Annotated in this window: 18 protein-coding genes; 9 read left to right on the top strand and 9 right to left on the bottom strand. The window is 45.4% G+C overall.

Annotated elements, in window-relative coordinates; all coding sequences use genetic code 11:
- Window positions 1–6 precede the first annotated feature (6 nt).
- From CLV42_RS20250 to CLV42_RS20260, 3 genes are all read right to left on the bottom strand, one after another.
- On the bottom strand, window positions 7–1326 hold the full coding sequence (locus CLV42_RS20250) for a cytochrome ubiquinol oxidase subunit I (protein WP_106603756.1): 1320 nt from the start codon (window positions 1324–1326) through the stop codon (window positions 7–9).
- A gap of 114 nt (window positions 1327–1440) precedes the next feature.
- Complete coding sequence (locus CLV42_RS20255; RefSeq protein ID WP_106603757.1) at window positions 1441–1971, bottom strand: isoprenylcysteine carboxyl methyltransferase family protein; 531 nt, start codon at window positions 1969–1971, stop codon at window positions 1441–1443.
- Between the two features lie 27 nt (window positions 1972–1998).
- Window positions 1999–2859 carry a hypothetical protein gene (locus CLV42_RS20260; protein ID WP_106603758.1) on the bottom strand — a complete coding sequence of 287 codons (861 nt, stop codon included), beginning with the start codon at window positions 2857–2859 and terminating at the stop codon, window positions 1999–2001.
- Window positions 2860–2953: 94 nt separating this feature from the next.
- Here CLV42_RS20260 and CLV42_RS20265 point away from each other — a divergent pair, with 94 nt between their 5' ends.
- The 5 genes from CLV42_RS20265 (at window position 2954) to CLV42_RS20285 (ending at window position 8430) form a co-directional block, all read left to right on the top strand.
- Complete coding sequence (locus tag CLV42_RS20265) at window positions 2954–3592, top strand: Crp/Fnr family transcriptional regulator (RefSeq protein WP_106603759.1); 639 nt, start codon at window positions 2954–2956, stop codon at window positions 3590–3592.
- Window positions 3593–3656: 64 nt separating this feature from the next.
- Complete coding sequence (locus CLV42_RS20270) at window positions 3657–4226, top strand: YeeE/YedE family protein (RefSeq protein WP_106603829.1); 570 nt, start codon at window positions 3657–3659, stop codon at window positions 4224–4226.
- Window positions 4223–4639 (top strand): DUF6691 family protein, encoded by a 417-nt coding sequence (locus CLV42_RS20275; RefSeq protein WP_106603760.1) that lies wholly within the window; start codon window positions 4223–4225, stop codon window positions 4637–4639. Before CLV42_RS20270 ends, CLV42_RS20275 begins: the two co-directional genes overlap by 4 nt.
- 21 nt (window positions 4640–4660) lie before the next feature.
- Complete coding sequence (locus CLV42_RS20280) at window positions 4661–5995, top strand: MBL fold metallo-hydrolase (RefSeq protein ID WP_106603761.1); 1335 nt, start codon at window positions 4661–4663, stop codon at window positions 5993–5995.
- Between the two features lie 176 nt (window positions 5996–6171).
- Window positions 6172–8430 (top strand): glycoside hydrolase family 2 protein, encoded by a 2259-nt coding sequence (locus CLV42_RS20285; RefSeq protein WP_106603762.1) that lies wholly within the window; start codon window positions 6172–6174, stop codon window positions 8428–8430.
- A 53-nt stretch (window positions 8431–8483) separates the two neighbouring features.
- Here the strand turns inward: CLV42_RS20285 and CLV42_RS20290 are convergent, their stop codons facing one another.
- From CLV42_RS20290 to CLV42_RS20300, 3 genes are all read right to left on the bottom strand, one after another.
- Complete coding sequence (locus CLV42_RS20290) at window positions 8484–9824, bottom strand: DEAD/DEAH box helicase (RefSeq protein WP_106603763.1); 1341 nt, start codon at window positions 9822–9824, stop codon at window positions 8484–8486.
- A 63-nt stretch (window positions 9825–9887) separates the two neighbouring features.
- Entirely contained in the window at window positions 9888–10313 is a 426-nt protein-coding gene (locus CLV42_RS20295) for a hypothetical protein (RefSeq protein ID WP_146154438.1), read from the bottom strand.
- A gap of 288 nt (window positions 10314–10601) precedes the next feature.
- Window positions 10602–11498 carry a glycerophosphodiester phosphodiesterase family protein gene (locus tag CLV42_RS20300; protein ID WP_106603765.1) on the bottom strand — a complete coding sequence of 299 codons (897 nt, stop codon included), beginning with the start codon at window positions 11496–11498 and terminating at the stop codon, window positions 10602–10604.
- A 792-nt stretch (window positions 11499–12290) separates the two neighbouring features.
- Between CLV42_RS20300 and CLV42_RS20305 the strand changes: the two genes are divergently transcribed.
- Together CLV42_RS20305 and CLV42_RS20310 are read left to right on the top strand one after the other, a co-directional pair.
- Complete coding sequence (locus CLV42_RS20305; protein ID WP_106603766.1) at window positions 12291–12512, top strand: hypothetical protein; 222 nt, start codon at window positions 12291–12293, stop codon at window positions 12510–12512.
- A gap of 57 nt (window positions 12513–12569) precedes the next feature.
- A complete protein-coding gene (locus CLV42_RS20310) occupies window positions 12570–12794 on the top strand; it encodes a hypothetical protein (RefSeq protein WP_106603767.1) in 225 nt (74 codons plus the stop codon).
- 4 nt (window positions 12795–12798) lie between these two features.
- Here the strand turns inward: CLV42_RS20310 and CLV42_RS20315 are convergent, their stop codons facing one another.
- From CLV42_RS20315 to CLV42_RS20325, 3 genes are all read right to left on the bottom strand, one after another.
- Window positions 12799–13719 (bottom strand): c-type cytochrome, encoded by a 921-nt coding sequence (locus tag CLV42_RS20315; RefSeq protein WP_106603768.1) that lies wholly within the window; start codon window positions 13717–13719, stop codon window positions 12799–12801.
- Between the two features lie 17 nt (window positions 13720–13736).
- A complete protein-coding gene (locus tag CLV42_RS20320) occupies window positions 13737–14441 on the bottom strand; it encodes a hypothetical protein (protein WP_106603769.1) in 705 nt (234 codons plus the stop codon).
- 380 nt (window positions 14442–14821) lie between these two features.
- Window positions 14822–16165, bottom strand: coding sequence for an alpha-L-fucosidase (locus CLV42_RS20325; RefSeq protein ID WP_106603770.1), 1344 nt, complete (start codon window positions 16163–16165; stop codon window positions 14822–14824).
- A gap of 209 nt (window positions 16166–16374) precedes the next feature.
- On the opposite strand from CLV42_RS20325, the gene CLV42_RS20330 reads away from it, so the two are divergent.
- The gene (locus CLV42_RS20330) at window positions 16375–17283 is read left to right on the top strand and encodes a lysophospholipid acyltransferase family protein (RefSeq protein ID WP_106603771.1); all 909 of its coding nucleotides are present in this window, start codon (window positions 16375–16377) and stop codon (window positions 17281–17283) included.
- 64 nt (window positions 17284–17347) lie between these two features.
- On the top strand, window positions 17348–18358 hold the full coding sequence (locus CLV42_RS20335; RefSeq protein ID WP_106603772.1) for a fatty acid desaturase family protein: 1011 nt from the start codon (window positions 17348–17350) through the stop codon (window positions 18356–18358).
- The last annotated feature ends 84 nt before the right edge of the window (window positions 18359–18442 follow it).

An 18442-nucleotide genomic window follows, 5' to 3' on the forward strand; every position in this document is an offset into this window, starting at 1 on the left:
GAAATTTTAAAAAGAGGGTGAAACATCATATAACTTATCCACCATTTTTATCTGCCGGTACAGCAGGAACGTTACTATCAGCGACAGAGAAATATATACCGCTGTGAAAATATAGAAGGAATACACGATCCCCGGCATTGGTGTAACTGCATCTGCAGTGCGCATGATCCCGTTAATGATCCATGGCTGGCGTCCTACTTCCGTGACCGTCCATCCTGCTTCCACAGCAATAAAACCCATCGGCGTTGCCAGTACAAACAAGCGTAACAGCCAGTTATTCTGCAACCAGCTTCGCTTCTTCCAGATCGCAACAAAATAACACAGAGAAATTGCCAGCATCAGCATACCTAAACCCACCATCACCTGGAATGCATAGTGGGTGATGGCCACCGGCGGCTGATCCTGTTCTGGTATTTTATCTAATCCCGTTACAGGTGTATGGAAGTCGCTATGCACCATGAAGCTCAACATACCAGGCAATTTAAGCGCATATTTTACTTCTTTAGCCTTACTATCCGGTATACCGCCTACTATCAACGGTGCCGCTGCTTCGGTATGAAAATGAGCTTCCATAGCTGCCAGTTTTGCCGGTTGTCTTTTAGCTACATCCTTCGCAGAAATATCTCCGCTTAACGGTTGCAGCAAGGCTGCTACACAGGCAAAGACCGCTGCTATCCTGAATGACTGCATATGAAAACGCACATTCTTTTTCTTAAGGATCATCAGCGCATGAATACCTGCCACTGCAAATCCTGTTGCGGCAAAAGCTGCAATACACATGTGCAGCGCCTGTGAGAACCAGGCATCGTTAAACATGGCATGTATAGGGTCTATATTCAGGTATTGCCCGTTTACATAGTCAAATCCCGCCGGACTGTTCATCCATGCGTTAGCGGCCACGACCAGTATACCGGATACCAGTCCGCTTACGCCTACCACCACGCCGGTGAACCAGTGAAACCATTTATTAAACCGCCCCCATCCATACAGGAAGAATCCTAACGCAATCGCCTCTATGAAAAATGCGGTACCCTCCAATGAAAAGGGCATACCGAATATCGGCCCTGCATGCTTCATGAACTCAGGCCATAAAAGTCCCAGTTCAAAGGAAAGCACCGTTCCTGATACCGCTCCTGTGGCAAAAAAGATCGCCACTCCCTTACTCCATGCTTTGGTGATATTCCTGTATACAACATCATTGGTCCTAAGCCAGTAAAAGTGCGCAACAGCCATAAAAAAGGGCATCACCATACCTATACAGGAAAATACAATATGAAACCCCAATGACAGCGCCATCTGCGATCTGGCAGCTATAAAATCATTCATCGTAAATTCAATTTACACCTCAAAACTACTAAATACAGAACAGGCGACTATGACAAATATCATTTCGGCATAAACAGACATAAAAAAGGCGCTATTTGTATTAGCGCCTTCATATTAATAATCGTTAAACTGCGACTTCATTACCTTTTCTTCTTCCCTTATCCGGGTAATCAGCGGGATGAGATAAATGGCCATCCCGACTACCAGCGTTATCCATGCATGAAAGAACAATGCAAATCCTACCAGTTCCGGCAGTACACTCAAATAGTAATTAGGATGTCTAACCAGCCTGAATAAGGCTGATTTGTTGATCGTATGGTATTCAGCCGGCGCAATGATCAGTTTTAACGTCCAGATATGCCGTAAAGAATAGATCACATAATACAAGATGGCGACTGATGCTGCAAAGATCGTCAATCCTATATAACTGATATTGTCATAAAAGAATGCGCCTTTCATCGTACCTTCCGTAATACAGGCCAGGTAGAACAGTACATGGGCAACTATCAGCAACAGGGAATTCCGCTTGCCAAACTCCACAGCACCCATCTTCCTGAGCCTACGCTCGTTGATACCGGAAATAACACTGCTGATAAGACGTAAAAGCACAATTAGAAAAAACACAATCAGGATAATGGTCTTCATGAGTAATTATTATATTGTTAGAAAAGCTTATTCCTCGTACATAAACCATTCATATCCGTCGATGTTGCGATATTCTTTAGGAACAGCATTCAGCACTTCACCATTTCGCGATGAAGGCTCACCACTATCTTCTCCACGCATCCTGATAAACTGCTTGTCATTTTCCGGATCTCTGTAGATACGCTCTATAGTTTCCAAAACGGTATCATTCCACTTGAATTTATACAATTCTACTTCGCCGGGATGGCCATACCCCACACCACGAACTACTTTTTCCTCCGGGAAAAAGTCAGGATTGTAGAAATTATACAGATGGCTAAATCCGCCTGTTGATGCATTATAAGTATATACATTATATACATATCGCAGGCAACATCCCGAAGAAGAATAGGTTACAACCATATAATCCCTGAGTTTATCCCCGTTTACATCCCCAATACTATCTGATGTAAACTCCAGATATGCGATCGTATCGGTTGAGATTAATTTAAAGTGATTGTTTTCCAGTAAATAAACATTATCAAGTACGTTCCCTGTTTCAGCACTGCTTCTGATATGCAAATGAGATTTCCCTGTTTCAAACAGATGTCCGAAAGCCATAGCCGTTTTAATAGAATACATACCAGGAAAGAGCTCGAATTCATACTGATAATCGCCATCCTGTAAATGCTTACCTGCATAACTTAACGCTTCTGTAGAAACGATATCCATCAGACTGTCCGTATTCGGCTCCCAGGCATCCGCAGGGGCATCTTTCAGTCCCTTAGGGTCTTCATACAATGTATCCGCGACAATGCCGGTTGCTGATGAATCTTTCCGTTGCTCCGTCTGCACTCCCGCATGACAGGCGGCTAATGTTGTACAAAGGATAAATAATAAGGACCTCACTGTGTATTGTTTACATCACAAAATTATATAATTCCTTTATAAGCCTGCACTTATTAAATACATTCTTTACCTTGCCTGCAGTAAACAACCAACCATGGAGACCAGGGCATATCTCGACAAATATTTTCCTCACTTTGAAGAAGGCCTAAAAGAACAGATCGCGGCTAACAGTGTTATTAAATCCATTGCTGCCGGTGATTCCTTAATCCAGACCGGCCAGTATTTCCGCTCTACCATGCTGGTAGTGGAAGGGCGCCTGAAATTGTACCGGGAAGGCGAAGAAGGTCATGAATTCTTTATGTATTACCTGCTTCCCGGCGATGCCTGTGCCCTATCCATGGTGTGCGCTACCAGACCACATCAAACCAGCGAGATCATGGCCAAAGCTATAGAAGACAGCATTGCTATTATGGTGCCCCTGGAAATGATGGAAAACCTGATGCAGGAGTTTAAAAGCTGGTATAGCTTTGTCGTGGAAACCTACCGCAGCCGCTTTGAAGAACTACTTAACATAGTAGACCAGGTCATGTTCAAAGGCATGGATGAAAGACTGGTCGTTTACCTTGCGAACCAGCAAAAGACACTGAAAACCAGTAAGCTATTCATCACACACCAGGAGATTGCTACCGATCTGAATTCCTCCCGGGAAGTGATATCGCGCCTGCTCAAGAAGATGGAGCAGCAAAACAAACTGCAATTGCATAGAAATTATATAGAAATGTTACCTATGTGACCTTAGTCACCGAAATCATCTTACTGATCCCTGAGCTTTGCATTATAAATATATAATGTTGCTCATGACAATCATTGAATACATTCGCCAACCATGGCCCTGGTATGTTTCCGGTACCGCCATTGCCGCTATTATGGTAGTGCTGATCTTTTTCGGGAGATCGTTCGGGGTTTCGTCCAACCTCCGCACTATATGCAGCCTGGCCGGAGCAGGTAAAAAGGTGCCATTCTTTCAATTCGACTATAAAGCCCAGTATTGGAACCTGCTCTTCCTCGCAGGTACTGTTGCGGGCGGATTCATTGCCAGTCACTGGCTATCCTCTCCGGGAGCATTACAGCTTTCTGCAGCCACTGTCCGGGACCTGCAAGCCTTACACATCCAATTTGACGGGTTGACCGCTCCCTCACAGTTGTTTGGATCAGCTGCCCTGCTGTCAGCCAAAGGCTGGATCATCCTTGGCATAGGCGGATTTCTGGTGGGATTTGGCTCCCGTTATGCCGGTGGCTGTACTTCCGGTCATGCCATCAGTGGATTATCCAACCTGCAGCTACCCTCGCTGATAGCCGTTGCCGGTTTCTTCATCGGAGGACTGATCATGACACACCTTCTTTACCCGTTAATATTCGTAAGATGATAAAAGGTATTAAGTATATTCTCACAGGCATACTGTTTGGTATTATTATGAGCAAATCGGAGGCGGTTTCCTGGTACCGCATCCAGGAAATGTTCCGATTCCAGTCATTTCACATGTACGGTCTTATCGGTTCAGCAGTTGCTATCGGGATCCTTATCACGCTATTGATCAAACGTTACCAGTTAAAAGACATCAAGGGAGCAACAATAACTTTTTCCGATAAAGCCTGGGGATGGAAACGCTATCTCACCGGTGGCATCATCTTTGGATTAGGCTGGGCACTTACCGGTGCCTGTCCCGGACCAATATTTGTACTGCTGGGGCAGGGTTTTCCTGTTATGCTACTCGTCATCGCAGGTGCATTATTGGGTACGTATACATATGGCGTTATAAAAGATCGCCTTCCTCATTAAAGGGTTTCTAAAAACAACAACATGAAGATTACACAATTTGAAGATAAAGCACTCTCACAGTATTCATATGCCATTCTCGACGAAGACCAATCAGCCGTTATACTGATTGATCCGGCGAGGGATATCCGCCCTTATTTAGAATATGCCAGCGCTAATAACGCGAAGATCACTGCAGTGATAGAAACACATCCACATGCTGATTTTGTCAGCGGTCACCTGGAGTTACATGAACTGACCGGCGCTACTATTTATTGCGCTGTACAAACAGGCGCTGCCTATCCACATCAGCCTTTTGATGACGGAAAAACCATTACTTCTGGAGCACTCTCTTTTACAGCGATCAATACGCCTGGCCACTCGCCCGACAGCATTTCCATTCTGCTTACATATAATGGGAAGGACCATGCTGTATTCACCGGCGACACACTCTTTATCGGCGACTGCGGCAGACCTGACCTGCGGGAAAATGCGGGCAGCCAAAAGGCGCTCCGTAAAGAACTGGCCAGACAGATGTACTATTCTCTCCGCGAAAAACTGATGGTACTGGCAGATGATGTGATTGTTTATCCCGGACACGGTGCAGGCACCTTATGCGGCAAAGACCTCCGCGATGCCAATCAGTCTACCATCGGCGAAGAAAAGAAAAACAACTGGTCAGTACAGGAAATAGCGGTAGACCAGTTTGTTAGCATCTTGCTGGAAGATCAACCATTTATTCCACAGTATTTCCCTTATGATGTGGAGATAAACAGACAGGGGGCACCCGCTTTGAAAACCGCTTTATCCGGTATCCGTATTACAAAGCCAGCTGTAAACTTTATTCCCGGAGAGATCGTGATAGATATAAGGCCTGCCGCAAACTTTAAAGAAGGCCATCTGCCCGGCTCCTTTAACCTGATGCTGGACGGAAAATTTGAGACCTGGCTAGGCGCCATACTCCCGCCCCGGGAACCCTTCTATCTGCTGGCTGCCGATACCCGTTCTTTACAACAGGCAATGGAACGCACTGCCAGGATCGGTTATGAACCATTTATCAAAGCAGGACTTATTATGCAGACCGGCTCTGAAAAACAGACGCCATTTGATGCAGAATACTTTGACCAGCACACCGACGAATATACGATCGTTGATGTCCGTAATACTGATGAAGTAAAAAAGAAGCCGATCTTCCGTCATGCGATCAGCATTCCCCTGTCAGAACTGCGCATGCGACTGAAGGAAATACCGCTGGACAAACCGATCGCCGTTCACTGTGCAGGAGGATACCGTAGCGCTGCTGCCAGCAGCATTCTCGAAGCAGCCCTGCCAGATAATCTGGCCATCACTGACATCGGTGAACATATCAAATCCTTCTAAGCCATCCATCATTTTGAAGGGCTACAGCATGAATATCTTTTAAGGAAATGATGTTACGATTTCACTACTAGTGCAACCACGGAATATTTTCCAACCGGCTGATATAACTCCTGCACTGCGACAGTATTGCTGCACGGTCAGTTATATTGCCAGACTTAAACCACCTGCACTTTATAATGAAACGTTTTGCAAAAACCCTTTTGTTGTCAGGCCTCTCCTGCTTACTTTATGCCGACAGCCATAGCCAGTCCTCCTGGAAGATGCAGCCTGTAGCCATACAAACCCGCTGGGCGAAACAGGTCAACCCTGCCAAAGTGTTGCCTGAATATCCGCGTCCTCAAATGATGCGTGCGCAATGGGTCAATCTAAACGGATTATGGCAATATGCCATCACTGACAAAGCCGCAGAACAGCCCTCTTCCTTTGATGGAGAGATCCTTGTTCCCTATCCGGTAGAGTCAGCCTTATCGGGCGTTAAAAAGCCCGTTTTGCCCACCCAACGGCTCTGGTATAAACGCAGCTTTGACCGTCCGGATACAAAGGAAGGCGAAAGGGTATTGTTACACTTCGGCGCCGTAGACTGGCAAACGAAGGTATATGTGAATGGTAAAGAAGCAGGTCAGCATACAGGCGGATATCAAAACTTCTCTTTTGATATTACCTCCCTCCTGCGCAATGGCAGCAATGAACTGGTGGTCGATGTCTATGATCCTACAGATCAGGGGCCTAATCCACACGGGAAACAGGTGCTTGCTCCCAAAGGGATCCGCTACACCGCTACCACCGGTATCTGGCAGACGGTATGGCTGGAAACCGTACCCGCTATCGCCATTAGGGACCTGGTGGTCACACCCGAAGTAGATGAAGATTATCTGTCTTTAACTGTTCATACCTCAGACAATACAGATTATACCATTGAGGCTATCGCCAGCACTGACGGCAAAATGGCTGGCTCTGTAAAAGGACCTGCCAATCAACCATTGAAACTTCCCTTGCGGAATGCCCATCTCTGGAGCCCGGAAGATCCTTTTCTTTACGACCTCTCTGTGAAACTGGTAAAAAATGGTGCCGTAAAGGATAAAGTAACCTCCTATTTCGGTATGCGCAAAATAGAGATCAGGAAGGACGACGAGGGACAGGAACGTATATTCCTCAATAACAAATACACCTATAATCTGGGGGTACTTGACCAGGGGTTTTGGCCGGACGGAATTTATACTGCTCCCACCGATGAAGCCCTCCGGTTTGACATTGCGGCTATCAAAGGAATGGGATTCAATACCATCCGTAAGCATATCAAAATAGAACCGGCCCGCTGGTATTATCATGCAGATAAACTGGGCATGCTGGTATGGCAGGACATGGTAACCTGTGCCAGCCTGGAACCAGCTGCCAAAGCAGCTTTTGAGGCTGAAAATGAAGCAAATGTTGACCAACTGTACAATCATCCTTCTATTATCTGCTGGGTGTTGTTCAACGAAGGATGGTATACCTACGATCAGCCCCGCCTCACACAGTGGTTACAGGAAAGGGATCATACGCGGCTGATCAATGGCCATACCGGTGAAAACTATGGCAAGGATGGGCCGCAGGACCTTGCAGGCAAATGGGCCAACAGTGATCTTGCTGACATACACGACTATCCCGGCCCGGGAATTGCGCCTGCCTTGCCTGGCAAGGCCAGGGTACTGGGAGAATGGGGAGGCGTAGGCGTTCCGGTAAAAGGACATCAGTGGAATGCTGCTGCAGGATGGGGATATGTCAAGATCACGCCCTCGGAGATGATCGATAAATACGCCTCTATGGTGAAACGTCTGAAGACATATGAAACCGCCGGACAATCAGGTTCAATCTACACCGAACCATTTGATGTGGAAATAGAAGAAAACGGCCTGATCACCTATGACAGGGAAGTCGTAAAAGTACCGTTGGAGACATTGCGTCGGATCCATGCACCATTCACTGCCCAGGAACGTAGTAAAATGCTGGTACCAACCCTCGCATTAAAAAATGCAGATACTACCTCCATCCCCGATCCTCATCGCCGACAATTCCTGGCATTGCTGGAAATGGATGCGGACGTAAAGAAGACCGGGAACTATAAAACATTGACTGATACCCTGACAGATTACCTTCACAATGGCGGTACCAGCTTCTCTCCGGCCAAGATCAGCAGCATTTCAAAGAAGGTTTTTGAAGGAACTAATGATACGACCTTACTGCATCAGGCTTTAAAATGGATGGAAAAAGCGGTAGACATGGAAAGGAATTCCTTTACAATGAGCACTTATGCCAATCTGTTATATAAACTGGGAAATAAAGTTGAGGCCTTGAAATGGATGGACAAAGCAGTTGTATTGGCTCCGGAAAGCGAGCAACCTGACTACCAGGTAGTGATGGATAAAATGCAGAGAGGCGAAAACACCTGGCCATAGCATACACCAGCTCACAATAAAAAGGCGTTCGCTAATGCGCAACGCCTTTTCCTTTATCTTTTTCTTTTAGGTTTCGCCCCTCTTGTTTTGGGCTTACCATACTTTTTCTTCATTTTATCGGCGTGAGAGATCTTCACATTTACCTTTTTATTCTTCGCCGATTTCTCATGGAATGCCGGTCCGGCCTCTTCTCTGGAAGGCAATTTTATGAGGAAGTTCTTCATCTTCACTTCCGGCTTCTCATCATCTGTCAATACATCTGAGATCACCAGGTCTTCCGGTAGGGGTGTTATAGGGATCTGGTAATTCATCAGCTCCTCTATCTTTTCCTGACGATCTCTTTCCCTGTCTGCAATAAAGATGATGGAGTTTCCATCTTTATCGGCACGACCTGTTCTACCTATACGATGCAGATAGTTTTCCGGTACTTCAGGCGTATCAAAGTTGATCACGTGTGATACTTCCGCGATATCAAGCCCCCTCGCGATGATATCTGTGGCTATGATAAACCTGTAGGTACCATCTTTGAACCTTTTCACTGTATTAAAGCGATGATTCTGTTCTTTGTTCGAGTGGATCACACCTGCCTTTTCAGGATATTTAGCTTCCAGCTGTTCATACAACTCGTTGGCCATTTCTTTGGTAGCTACGAATATCAGGACTTTCGTCATGGAGCTGTCCCTTTCCAGCAACAGTTCCAGCAGATTCACTTTTGTATAAAAATTAGGGAGGTGGTATCCTGTCTGGCTGATATTTTTCAGCGGTGTTCCTACAGGAGCTGCTTCCACAGTCACCGGGAAGTTAAAATGTGTCTCTATCAGCTGCTCCACTTCTTCGGTAATGGTAGCTGAGAAGAGCAGATTCTGCCGCTTTGCCGGCAGCAGGTCAAGAATATGTTGGATCTGCGGACGGAAGCCCAGGTTCAGCATCTCATCCATTTCATCTATCACGACCCTTTTAATAGCCTTTAGTTTCAGTGTGCCACTCAACACAATATCTACCAGGCGGCCTGGGGTAGCTACCACCACATCCAGCTTACCTGCGGCAATGTCCATCTGCGGATTCATATTCACACCTCCGTAAAAGCCGGCAACTTCCACACTCATATAGGGCGTTAGCTGTTTTACGGCGTCCACCACCTGCACGACCAGTTCGCGGGTAGGTACTACGACCAGGAGTTGCGGAAAACGTTCTTTGGAAAATTTAAACTGTCGCAGACAGGGCAACAAGTAGGCAAAAGTCTTTCCTGTACCGGTCTGGGCTATTCCGCATACATCCTTTCCCGACATCACTACTGAGAATACCTTCTCCTGGATGACAGTGGGCGTCGTATATCCCAGATCACTCAATGCATTCAGTAAAGGTCTGCTCAGGTTTAATTCTTCAAAAGTCATAATTCAGATAAAAATGAACGGCAAAGGTACTGCTAATCCTGCACATTCATTGTTGGGCGGGCATTATCTGTCAAAACGGAGCCACGAAGGGAGATAAGCCTCCAGGAAAGCCTCACCGGCCTTTGCCCTGAGTATCGGGCTTAATATCTGCAAAACCAGCAGGATTCCAATCGTCATGGCCAGGGTAACACCACAGAATATCCAGGCAGGGATCTCCCTGGCATACAGGTACATATTCCATTCCTGGGTATTCATCAGTAAAAATACCACCGCGCCTGCTACATAGGCAAAGATCACTGTCAGCAAGGATTTTATAATCCGCCACCAGTAACGGTCTTCTTTAGAGGATAACAGCTCCACAAGATTCAGTAGCAGCAATACCAGGCTGAGGCCATAAGTAAAAATGTGCTCCTGGTAAATAGTCTTCCTGTCTGCCTCCAGCAGACTGCTCTTGAAACCAAGGTATAAGATATTGTTGGGTATCATCATTGTTAGCCAGTAGATTACGCCAAAACACACAACAATGCCGATATAAGGAAGAAACCCACGGAATGCCATTAAAAAAATATTTAATGACAAATATATAAACTTAAAGATATATATATTACTCCAACCCCTCCTTTAGTTATACAGAACTTATCCCGATTGCCTATTGGGGAGCTGTCAGTTGCACCTAAACACCATATTGCGAATGAAAATCAATCATTTAGTCAACTTACCTACACCAAAAAAGGGGCTTATCAAGCCCCTTTTCAGTTTATTTCTTCTGATAATTTCTTATTTCTCCTGATAGCTTCCTGCTACTTTTACCAATCTGTCAGGATAGTCCGTAATGATCCCGTCCACATGGAGGGACATCATCTTTTCCATATCACTTACTTCATTCACCGTCCACGGTAAAACCTGCACTTTTTTATCATGTGCCTCCTTTACCAGCTCCGGTGTCGCCATTAAATAGTAAGGACTGTAAATAGCGGGTGCGAAGCCGAGGGTCTTCAGGTTATCTGTAAAACTCTCCTTATTCATGATCAGCAGCGCCAATATTTGCTTAGGATCCGTTTTGTGGATCACCTGCAACGTACGTACGTCGAAAGACTGTATTGTTACCCTTTCAGCGATCTTCTTTCTCTTTATCACATCCATGACCATCTTAGCAAATACGTCCGGTTTTGGATGATATTTATCGTCCCCGTCAGGAGAACATTTTGTTTCGATGTTGTAATATACCTGCTTCAGATGATGTTTTTTCACATAGGCTTCTACGCTATCGATCAGATCCGCCAGCAGGGGCTTGTATGCTTTCATCTTCACCTGCTCCGGAAACTGCGGATGAGGTTTCGTACCCACGTCAAATTTACGGATACTGTCGTAGGTCATTGTGTACAGTGCATACTGTTTTTCCTCTTCTTTTGTAATGTCTGAACCATCAGGTTTCCGGACAAATACTGAGGACATATATACATCATGGGACACCACCACCTTGTTGTCAGAAGAGATCACACAGTCCAGTTCCAGTGTTCTTACACCAAGATCAACGGCATGTAACATGGCTGGGATTGTATTCTCCGGCATCAGCCCTCTTCCTCCCCGATGTGCCTGTACATCTGTTTTCTGCTGGGCGGAAGCATATGCGGTTGCTGCAATCATTGCTACTAAAAGAAAAGTACGTTTCATTATATTCCTGTTATGCAAGGCAAGTTGGTATTTAAAAGGAGAAAACTAAAATTATATAAATGTTAAGAGAATTTTCAGATAGTTTTCTGCGGATTCATTTTGGTATACAAAATATGCTTATTTTCGAGGTAGCTGTTTGTTAGCATGCACTTACTCTTGAATTCCCCTACATGATTATTTATTGACTTGTTAACTATTAACTATGGGGAATAAATCATTTTATGATCTTGATTATATTATTGAGATCAACGAACAAAGGTTGGAGCAGTATATAAATGCTCAACAGAAGAACACAGAGCGATTCACCACGCTATTTGTGATCTACTCGGCATTATGTATTTTTCTGGTACCAATTATTCAAACATTGTTTCTTACAAAAGAACAATGCCATTGGTCGTATTATTGTTCATTTTATACGTTTTGTATTCTTTTCATTATTTCTATTGTTAATTCCGTATTGCTTCTGTCGCCAGAAATACGCGAAATACTGCTGGCACCCGATGTTTATTACAAAAACATCAAACAGTTTTACGAAACAGAAGGCTTTCCACCTGCTCAGGCAGATACTATAATTAAGGGCTCATATATAGTAGAACTTGAAGGAGCAGTCTCTAAAAACCGGCTTCAAGTACATCGAAAAATATCATTTTATAAACGTGCTTTTCATTTTGCAATTATATCCTGCATCCCTTACCTACACTGCATTTGGATGCAGATAAGCATTGAAAAAAAAGTCATACTAAAGAAGGATTCATTCAACAATTTAAGTAGTTTTACTAAAACCAATCATATATGTGGAAGAGAAAACCAAAATTCAAAGAGATCGACGATAACCTGGTCAAAACGCTGAAGTACGGTCTTCCGGGAGTGCATGCAAAAGACCTCATGCCTGTTAATTCGATTAGGGGCAAACAATACTTCTGGGGTTTTGTACCAGATAAATACCAACCCAGGCAAATAGTCGATATTCTATTAGAGCAACAGGAAGAACGAAAAAGGAATAACCGTATCTAAGACTTCCTAAAAAGGAACATTAAAACTTTAAGTGGTATTTACTAAAACCAATCATATATGTGGTGGAAAAAACCAAAATTCAAAGAGATCGACGATAACCTGGTCGAAAAACTAAAATATGGTTTGCCGGGAGGCGTACACGTGAGAGATATGATACCCGTAGAGGGTATACGAGGAAAAATGTATCTATGGGGTTTTGTACCAGACAAATTTCAACCCAAACCTATAATCGATATTTTACTCGAACAACAGGAAGAACGAAGAAGAAATAACCGTACCTAAACGGTTATTTCTTCTTTCTACTCTGTACAATCGGACCAAACGGCCCATACTTATGCTGCATAACAGAGAACGTATCAGGGAAAGGCCCTGTCGCCACATCCACCGGTTTGGTGGATAACACAGGCCAATCTCCCTCAAATATCTTAACAGGTCTTGCCTGAGAATTAACAAACGCCGCTACATCCCACGCATCTTCTTCACTAAGATATGCATTACCGAAAGGCATATTCGCTTTTACAAACCCCGCTAACCTCGTCAATCTGAAAATACCAGCACCTGTATTATAACTGTGCATACCCCACAAAGGAGGATACAAATAACTGATCCCCGATGAATCATATTTCCCACTTCCATCATGACCATGACATTGCACACATTCACGTTCAAAGACCATTCTGCCCTTTAGCGTGTCTGCCGCTCTTTCCAGGTAAGGCAATTCCTTAATGCCACTGCCGGGAGGTTTACGCCCTTTGGTAACATCCTTTCCCAGCCAATTTATATAGGCTATCATTGCCCTCATTTCCCGGCTGTTGCTATCCAGCGGACTACCATTCAGACTTCTGATGAGGCAATCATTAATCTTTTTTTCCAGCGACTCTATAGTACCACTACGCGCCCTGAAGCGGGGGAAGTTTGCTGCCGTAGCAGCATAATTATTTCCCATGAATTTCGTGCCTGCTTCCAGGTGACAATTCTGGCAATTCATACCATTGCTGATATTGGCTACCTTTCCTGCTGGCCCGAGGTAAACAGCTGTATGCGCTATCAGTTCCCGGCCATATAAGATCAGGTCACCAGCCGCGGTAGCCGGAATATCAGCGGTATCAGGGGGGATCCAATATGCCTTATCTTTCCCACAGGCTACAGGCATGACAATCACAATTACTGTCCAGCACACGAACAGCATCATCATAACAAGTCGCATAAGCGGTGATTAACGGATCAACCGGCAAAACAATAAGCGCAGTTCTTCTCCTGTGCACGGCTGACAGCCCATATGCCGGATGGAACTACCTGTATACCAGGTAACAATCCTGCGACCCATTCCTTTTTAACATCCTCTGCCTGTCCTCCCATCTGCTGGGCTACAATAGCGCTATAAACCGTCAACGCCATATTGCAGACGCAGAACATGACGCCACTGTCCTGCAGCTCATTGATGCCAATGGCCACATTCCCTATACCCGGAACACTAAAATCGCCCGCTTTAGGCTGCCAGAAGGGGTTTCTTGTTGCAGGGGCCTTGGTAAGAGGATCTGGCGCCTTGAATACTTCGCCAAACTTATACTTCGCCCATAGTTCATCTTTCATGGCGTAAGGGATGGCATTATGCCGCAATACAACCACCACGCCACAGTCTTTTTCAGGCACCCCTGTTGCTTCATTTGTCAACAGGAATACTTTTGCCCATGCAAATGGGAATATTTCATGTGGCTCAGGCACATCCAATACGAGGCGATGTTTTCCTTTGATCTTGTTGATCCAGGCCTCAGGATCATCACTAACTGAAGTAACGGAGGCCACTGGCGTTGCGGCATACAGCGGCAACGATCCTAATGAGGGTAGACTCAATGCGGTTGCACCCAGCATCATCTTACCCAGAAAGTCACGACGGTTCGTGAACAGCTCTTTGTCTGTATTTTCCATGTCAGCAGCATTTAGATAACTCTGTTGCGGCGTAACGACAACATAGCTGCTTTGGGGAACAGGCTACATTGCTTTTCTGAAATACGGTCGGTTACATGTGAAGCTAGGATAGATGTGAATGTGAGACAAAAATAGGGAACTTTGATTAAACTAAAAATATTTTAGTATCAGGAGCCAGGCTGCCATAAACAACAGGTCATCACTCACTTATGCGGCCGTCTACTGTTTAAATTTAGTGTTCAATATACCATTATACAGCATCAACAGAAGAGGCTGATCAGCATCAAAATATTATAACGTATATACTATACTGATAGTATCATAAAAATTCCCGCAGGATGGTATAGCTGCCTATATCGTCCTGCGGGAATACGTAATTGCTACTTCGCACCATCAATGGTGCTCTGTTTATAACTGGCTGTCACCGGCTTGTATTTGACATTTTCGATCTTTATCACCACCGGGTTAGGCCATTTCCTGTCGGTATAAAAACGCTGTCCGTTCACAGCACTGATCAGTAATCCCACCGGCGTCGATTGCGAATAGATACCTGCATCAAAACCTTCCTTATATTCCACCAGTTCGCTGGCATAACCCAGGATAGATACTTTGGTCTGCGGGGTACCTTCCAGGGTACGGATCACCAGGTCTTTTCTCTCCCCATATTTCCAGTCCTTTCCACCGGGCACGAATGCGTATACCGTACTGGTATCTTTCCCGCGGGTGAACCATATATTTCCTTCCCTTGCGATATGCCAGGGCCTTACACCCTGTACGGACTCTCCGTTTGCCAGGTTCCAAAGCGCCAGTTCGCGTAACAGGGCCTCCTGCTCTATCTGGATCTCTCCGTCTGGTTTAGGACCGACATTCAGCAAAAGATTGCCTCCTTTGGCACGGGTCTCTATCAGCATATTGATCATCTCTGTTCCTGATTTCTGCGGGTCATTGGTGGGCTTGTACTGCCAGTCGGTGCCCATTGTAAAACAGGCCTCCCAGGGACCGGGCATGATGGCATCCGGCAGCTCCTGCTCAGGCGTGTTCATTTGTCCGCGGGTCACCACAATATCCGGCTGCAGCTCCCAGGCATATTCTTTCAGTCCTTCGGCGGGCCCGTCAAAGAAGATAAAATCGATCTTACCATAGTTTGTCAGCAGTTCTTTCAGCTGCGATTTATCATAAGCCATCAGACCGGGATTCTTTTCCGGGAAATGCTGTGGCAGCTGCATTCTGCCAATAGGCACTTTATGTTTATAGAGGTAGTAGAAGTCTTCGGGAGAATAATAGACACCAATAGCGATCCCCTGTTTACGGAAAGCATCAAAGATGGCGCGGGTAGCATCTTTTTTGAAAGGGGTATTCATGATGTTGAACGGCGTCGTTTTGGTATCCCACATACAGAAGCCCGAATGATGTTTAGCCGTGAAGACGATATACTTCATACCTGCCAGCTTGGCCAACACTGCCCAATCGTCCGGGTTGAACTTATGCGGATTGAATGTTTTAGGCAATTCCGTCGTAAAACGTTCCAGGTAATCGTCAGAAGCGCCCGCCATGGAATGGCTGATGACAGCGCCGACCTGTACGTCCACACTCCAGTGAATGAACATGCCCAGTCCGAGGTCCATAAACCATTTTTCTTTCGCAGGATCATTGGCTGTTTTTTGTGCGCTGGTACTGATACACATGACAAGGCAGGAAACTGCCAGTAAAATTCGTCTCAACATATTTGGTTCACATTTGCATGAGCAATAATAATACAGAGAAATGCCAGCAAATACAAGCAAAATCCGGGGAGCGGATAGGGGTTAGGACAGGATTATCCGTCAATGATACAATTGAAACTCAGTTTCGATACAATTGAAACAGATTTCTACTGCATATACAACTAAAATGCATTGTTTTATATTAATTTTTAATTTGTATTTTTGAACCAATGCTGACTTATTACTTCGTATTACCGTTTATCTATCTTATATCCCTGTTACCGTTCCCGTTATTTTACGGCGTCTGTGATGTGATGTTCCTTTTACTGTACTATGTAATTGGTTATCGCAAAAAGGTAGTACTTCAAAACCTGCAAAACGCTTTTCCTGATAAATCCGCGAAGGAGATCGAACAGATCCGCCGTCGTTTCTATCGCTATTTCTGTGATCTGCTGTTGGAAACGTTCAAAACACTGACCATTTCCCGCGCTGCGGCCGTTAGGCGCTGCAAGCTCACACCGGAAGCACAGACCCTGTTTGACCGTTATGCGGCCGAAAACAGAAGTATCATGATCGTCATGGGGCATTACGGCAATTGGGAATGGGCAGGTAATACTTTCAGTCTGCAGGGGAAACATCATCTTTATGTAGTATATCATCCACTCAGCAATAAATACTTCAATGGACTGATGTACCGTATGCGTACCCGTTTTGGTACAGGTCTTATCAGCATGAAAGATACCTTCCGTGACATGGTAGCGCATAAAAGCGAGCTGGATGCTACTGCTTTCATTGCCGACCAGACACCTGCACCGAACAACGCTTACTGGACAACCTTCCTGAACCAGGATACCCCTGTATTCCAGGGAACGGAGAAAATCGCCCGCAAAATGAACTATCCGGTAGTATATGTGCAGGTACAACGTGTAAAACGCGGCTATTACGAGATTTCCGCCCGTACACTCTTTGATGAACCGGCAGCCACTAAAGATGGGGAGATCACCACGGCTCATACCCTGGCGCTGGAACAGGACATCTGCGCTCATCCTGAATTCTGGCTCTGGAGCCACAGAAGATGGAAACATAAACGGCCGGAAGCTGCCAAACAGCCAGCTGACCGACAGGTAGCCGCCGTCTGATCAACAATAACTATCCTATACCTAATTAAAATTACACCTACATACATTATTACTTACAGAACCAATGCTAACAGGAAAACAACTGATCCTTGCCACAAAGCCATATGCAAAAGAGACCCGTTGGAAAAGCTGGTATTATACCCTTTCCACCGCGGTGATACTGGCTGGACTTTTTGCAGGCACTGCTCTCCTTCCCTGGCTGCTTTTACGCATTCTTTGCAGTATACTTTCGGGGTTAGTGATTGTCCGGATGTTTGTAATCTATCATGATTATCAGCATCATACCATTCTTTACCAATCCAAAGCGGCTAAAGTGCTGTTCAGCGCCTTTGGCGTATTTATACTGGCACCGGCCAGCATCTGGAAACGCTCGCACGATTATCATCATGCGCACAATTCCAAGCTGTTCACAGCCAGCATTGGCTCTTTTCCCATCATGACACAGCAGAAATTCCTGGAATCTACGCCTGCGGAAAGGCGTTCTTACCTGGCTGCCCGTCACCCGGTGACCATCCTCTTCGGTTATATCAGCATGTTTATGGTGGGGATGAGCTTCCGTTCATTTACCAGCAGCCCTTCCCGGCACATGGACTCCCTGCTGGCGCTGGTGTTACATTTCGCAGCTGGCACGCTACTTTTTGTTTTTATGGGCTGGCTTAGTCTGCTACTACTGATGATCATACCATTTTTCATCGCCTGTGGTATCGGCGCTTACCTGTTCTACGCACAACATAATTTCCCCGGTGTGACCTTCAGGGATAAAGAAGGCTGGTGTCACGACAATGCAGCCATGGCATCTTCGAGTTATATGCTGATGAACCCCTTCTGGAAATGGGTAACCGGCAATATCGGCTATCATCATATTCACCACCTGAACTCCCGTATACCTTTTTATCGTCTGCCTGAGGCAATGGCGGCTATTCCAGAATTACAACAGGCAAAAACCACTTCCCTGTCTCCAAGGGCTATTATGGCCTGCCTGAAACTGAAGATCTGGAGCCCGGAGGTCAATAAAATGATCACTATCAGACAGTTGAAAACTCAGCCTGCACCTGTACGCGCAATGGCAGTCTGATCTTATTCTTTATCTCATTATCTGCCTGGATGAGGGCTATTCTGTCCCTATGACCAGGATCAAAGTTGCATATGACCAGGATAT

The sequence above is a fragment of the Chitinophaga ginsengisoli genome, assembly GCF_003014595.1.
GTDB lineage: Bacteria > Bacteroidota > Bacteroidia > Chitinophagales > Chitinophagaceae > Chitinophaga > Chitinophaga ginsengisoli.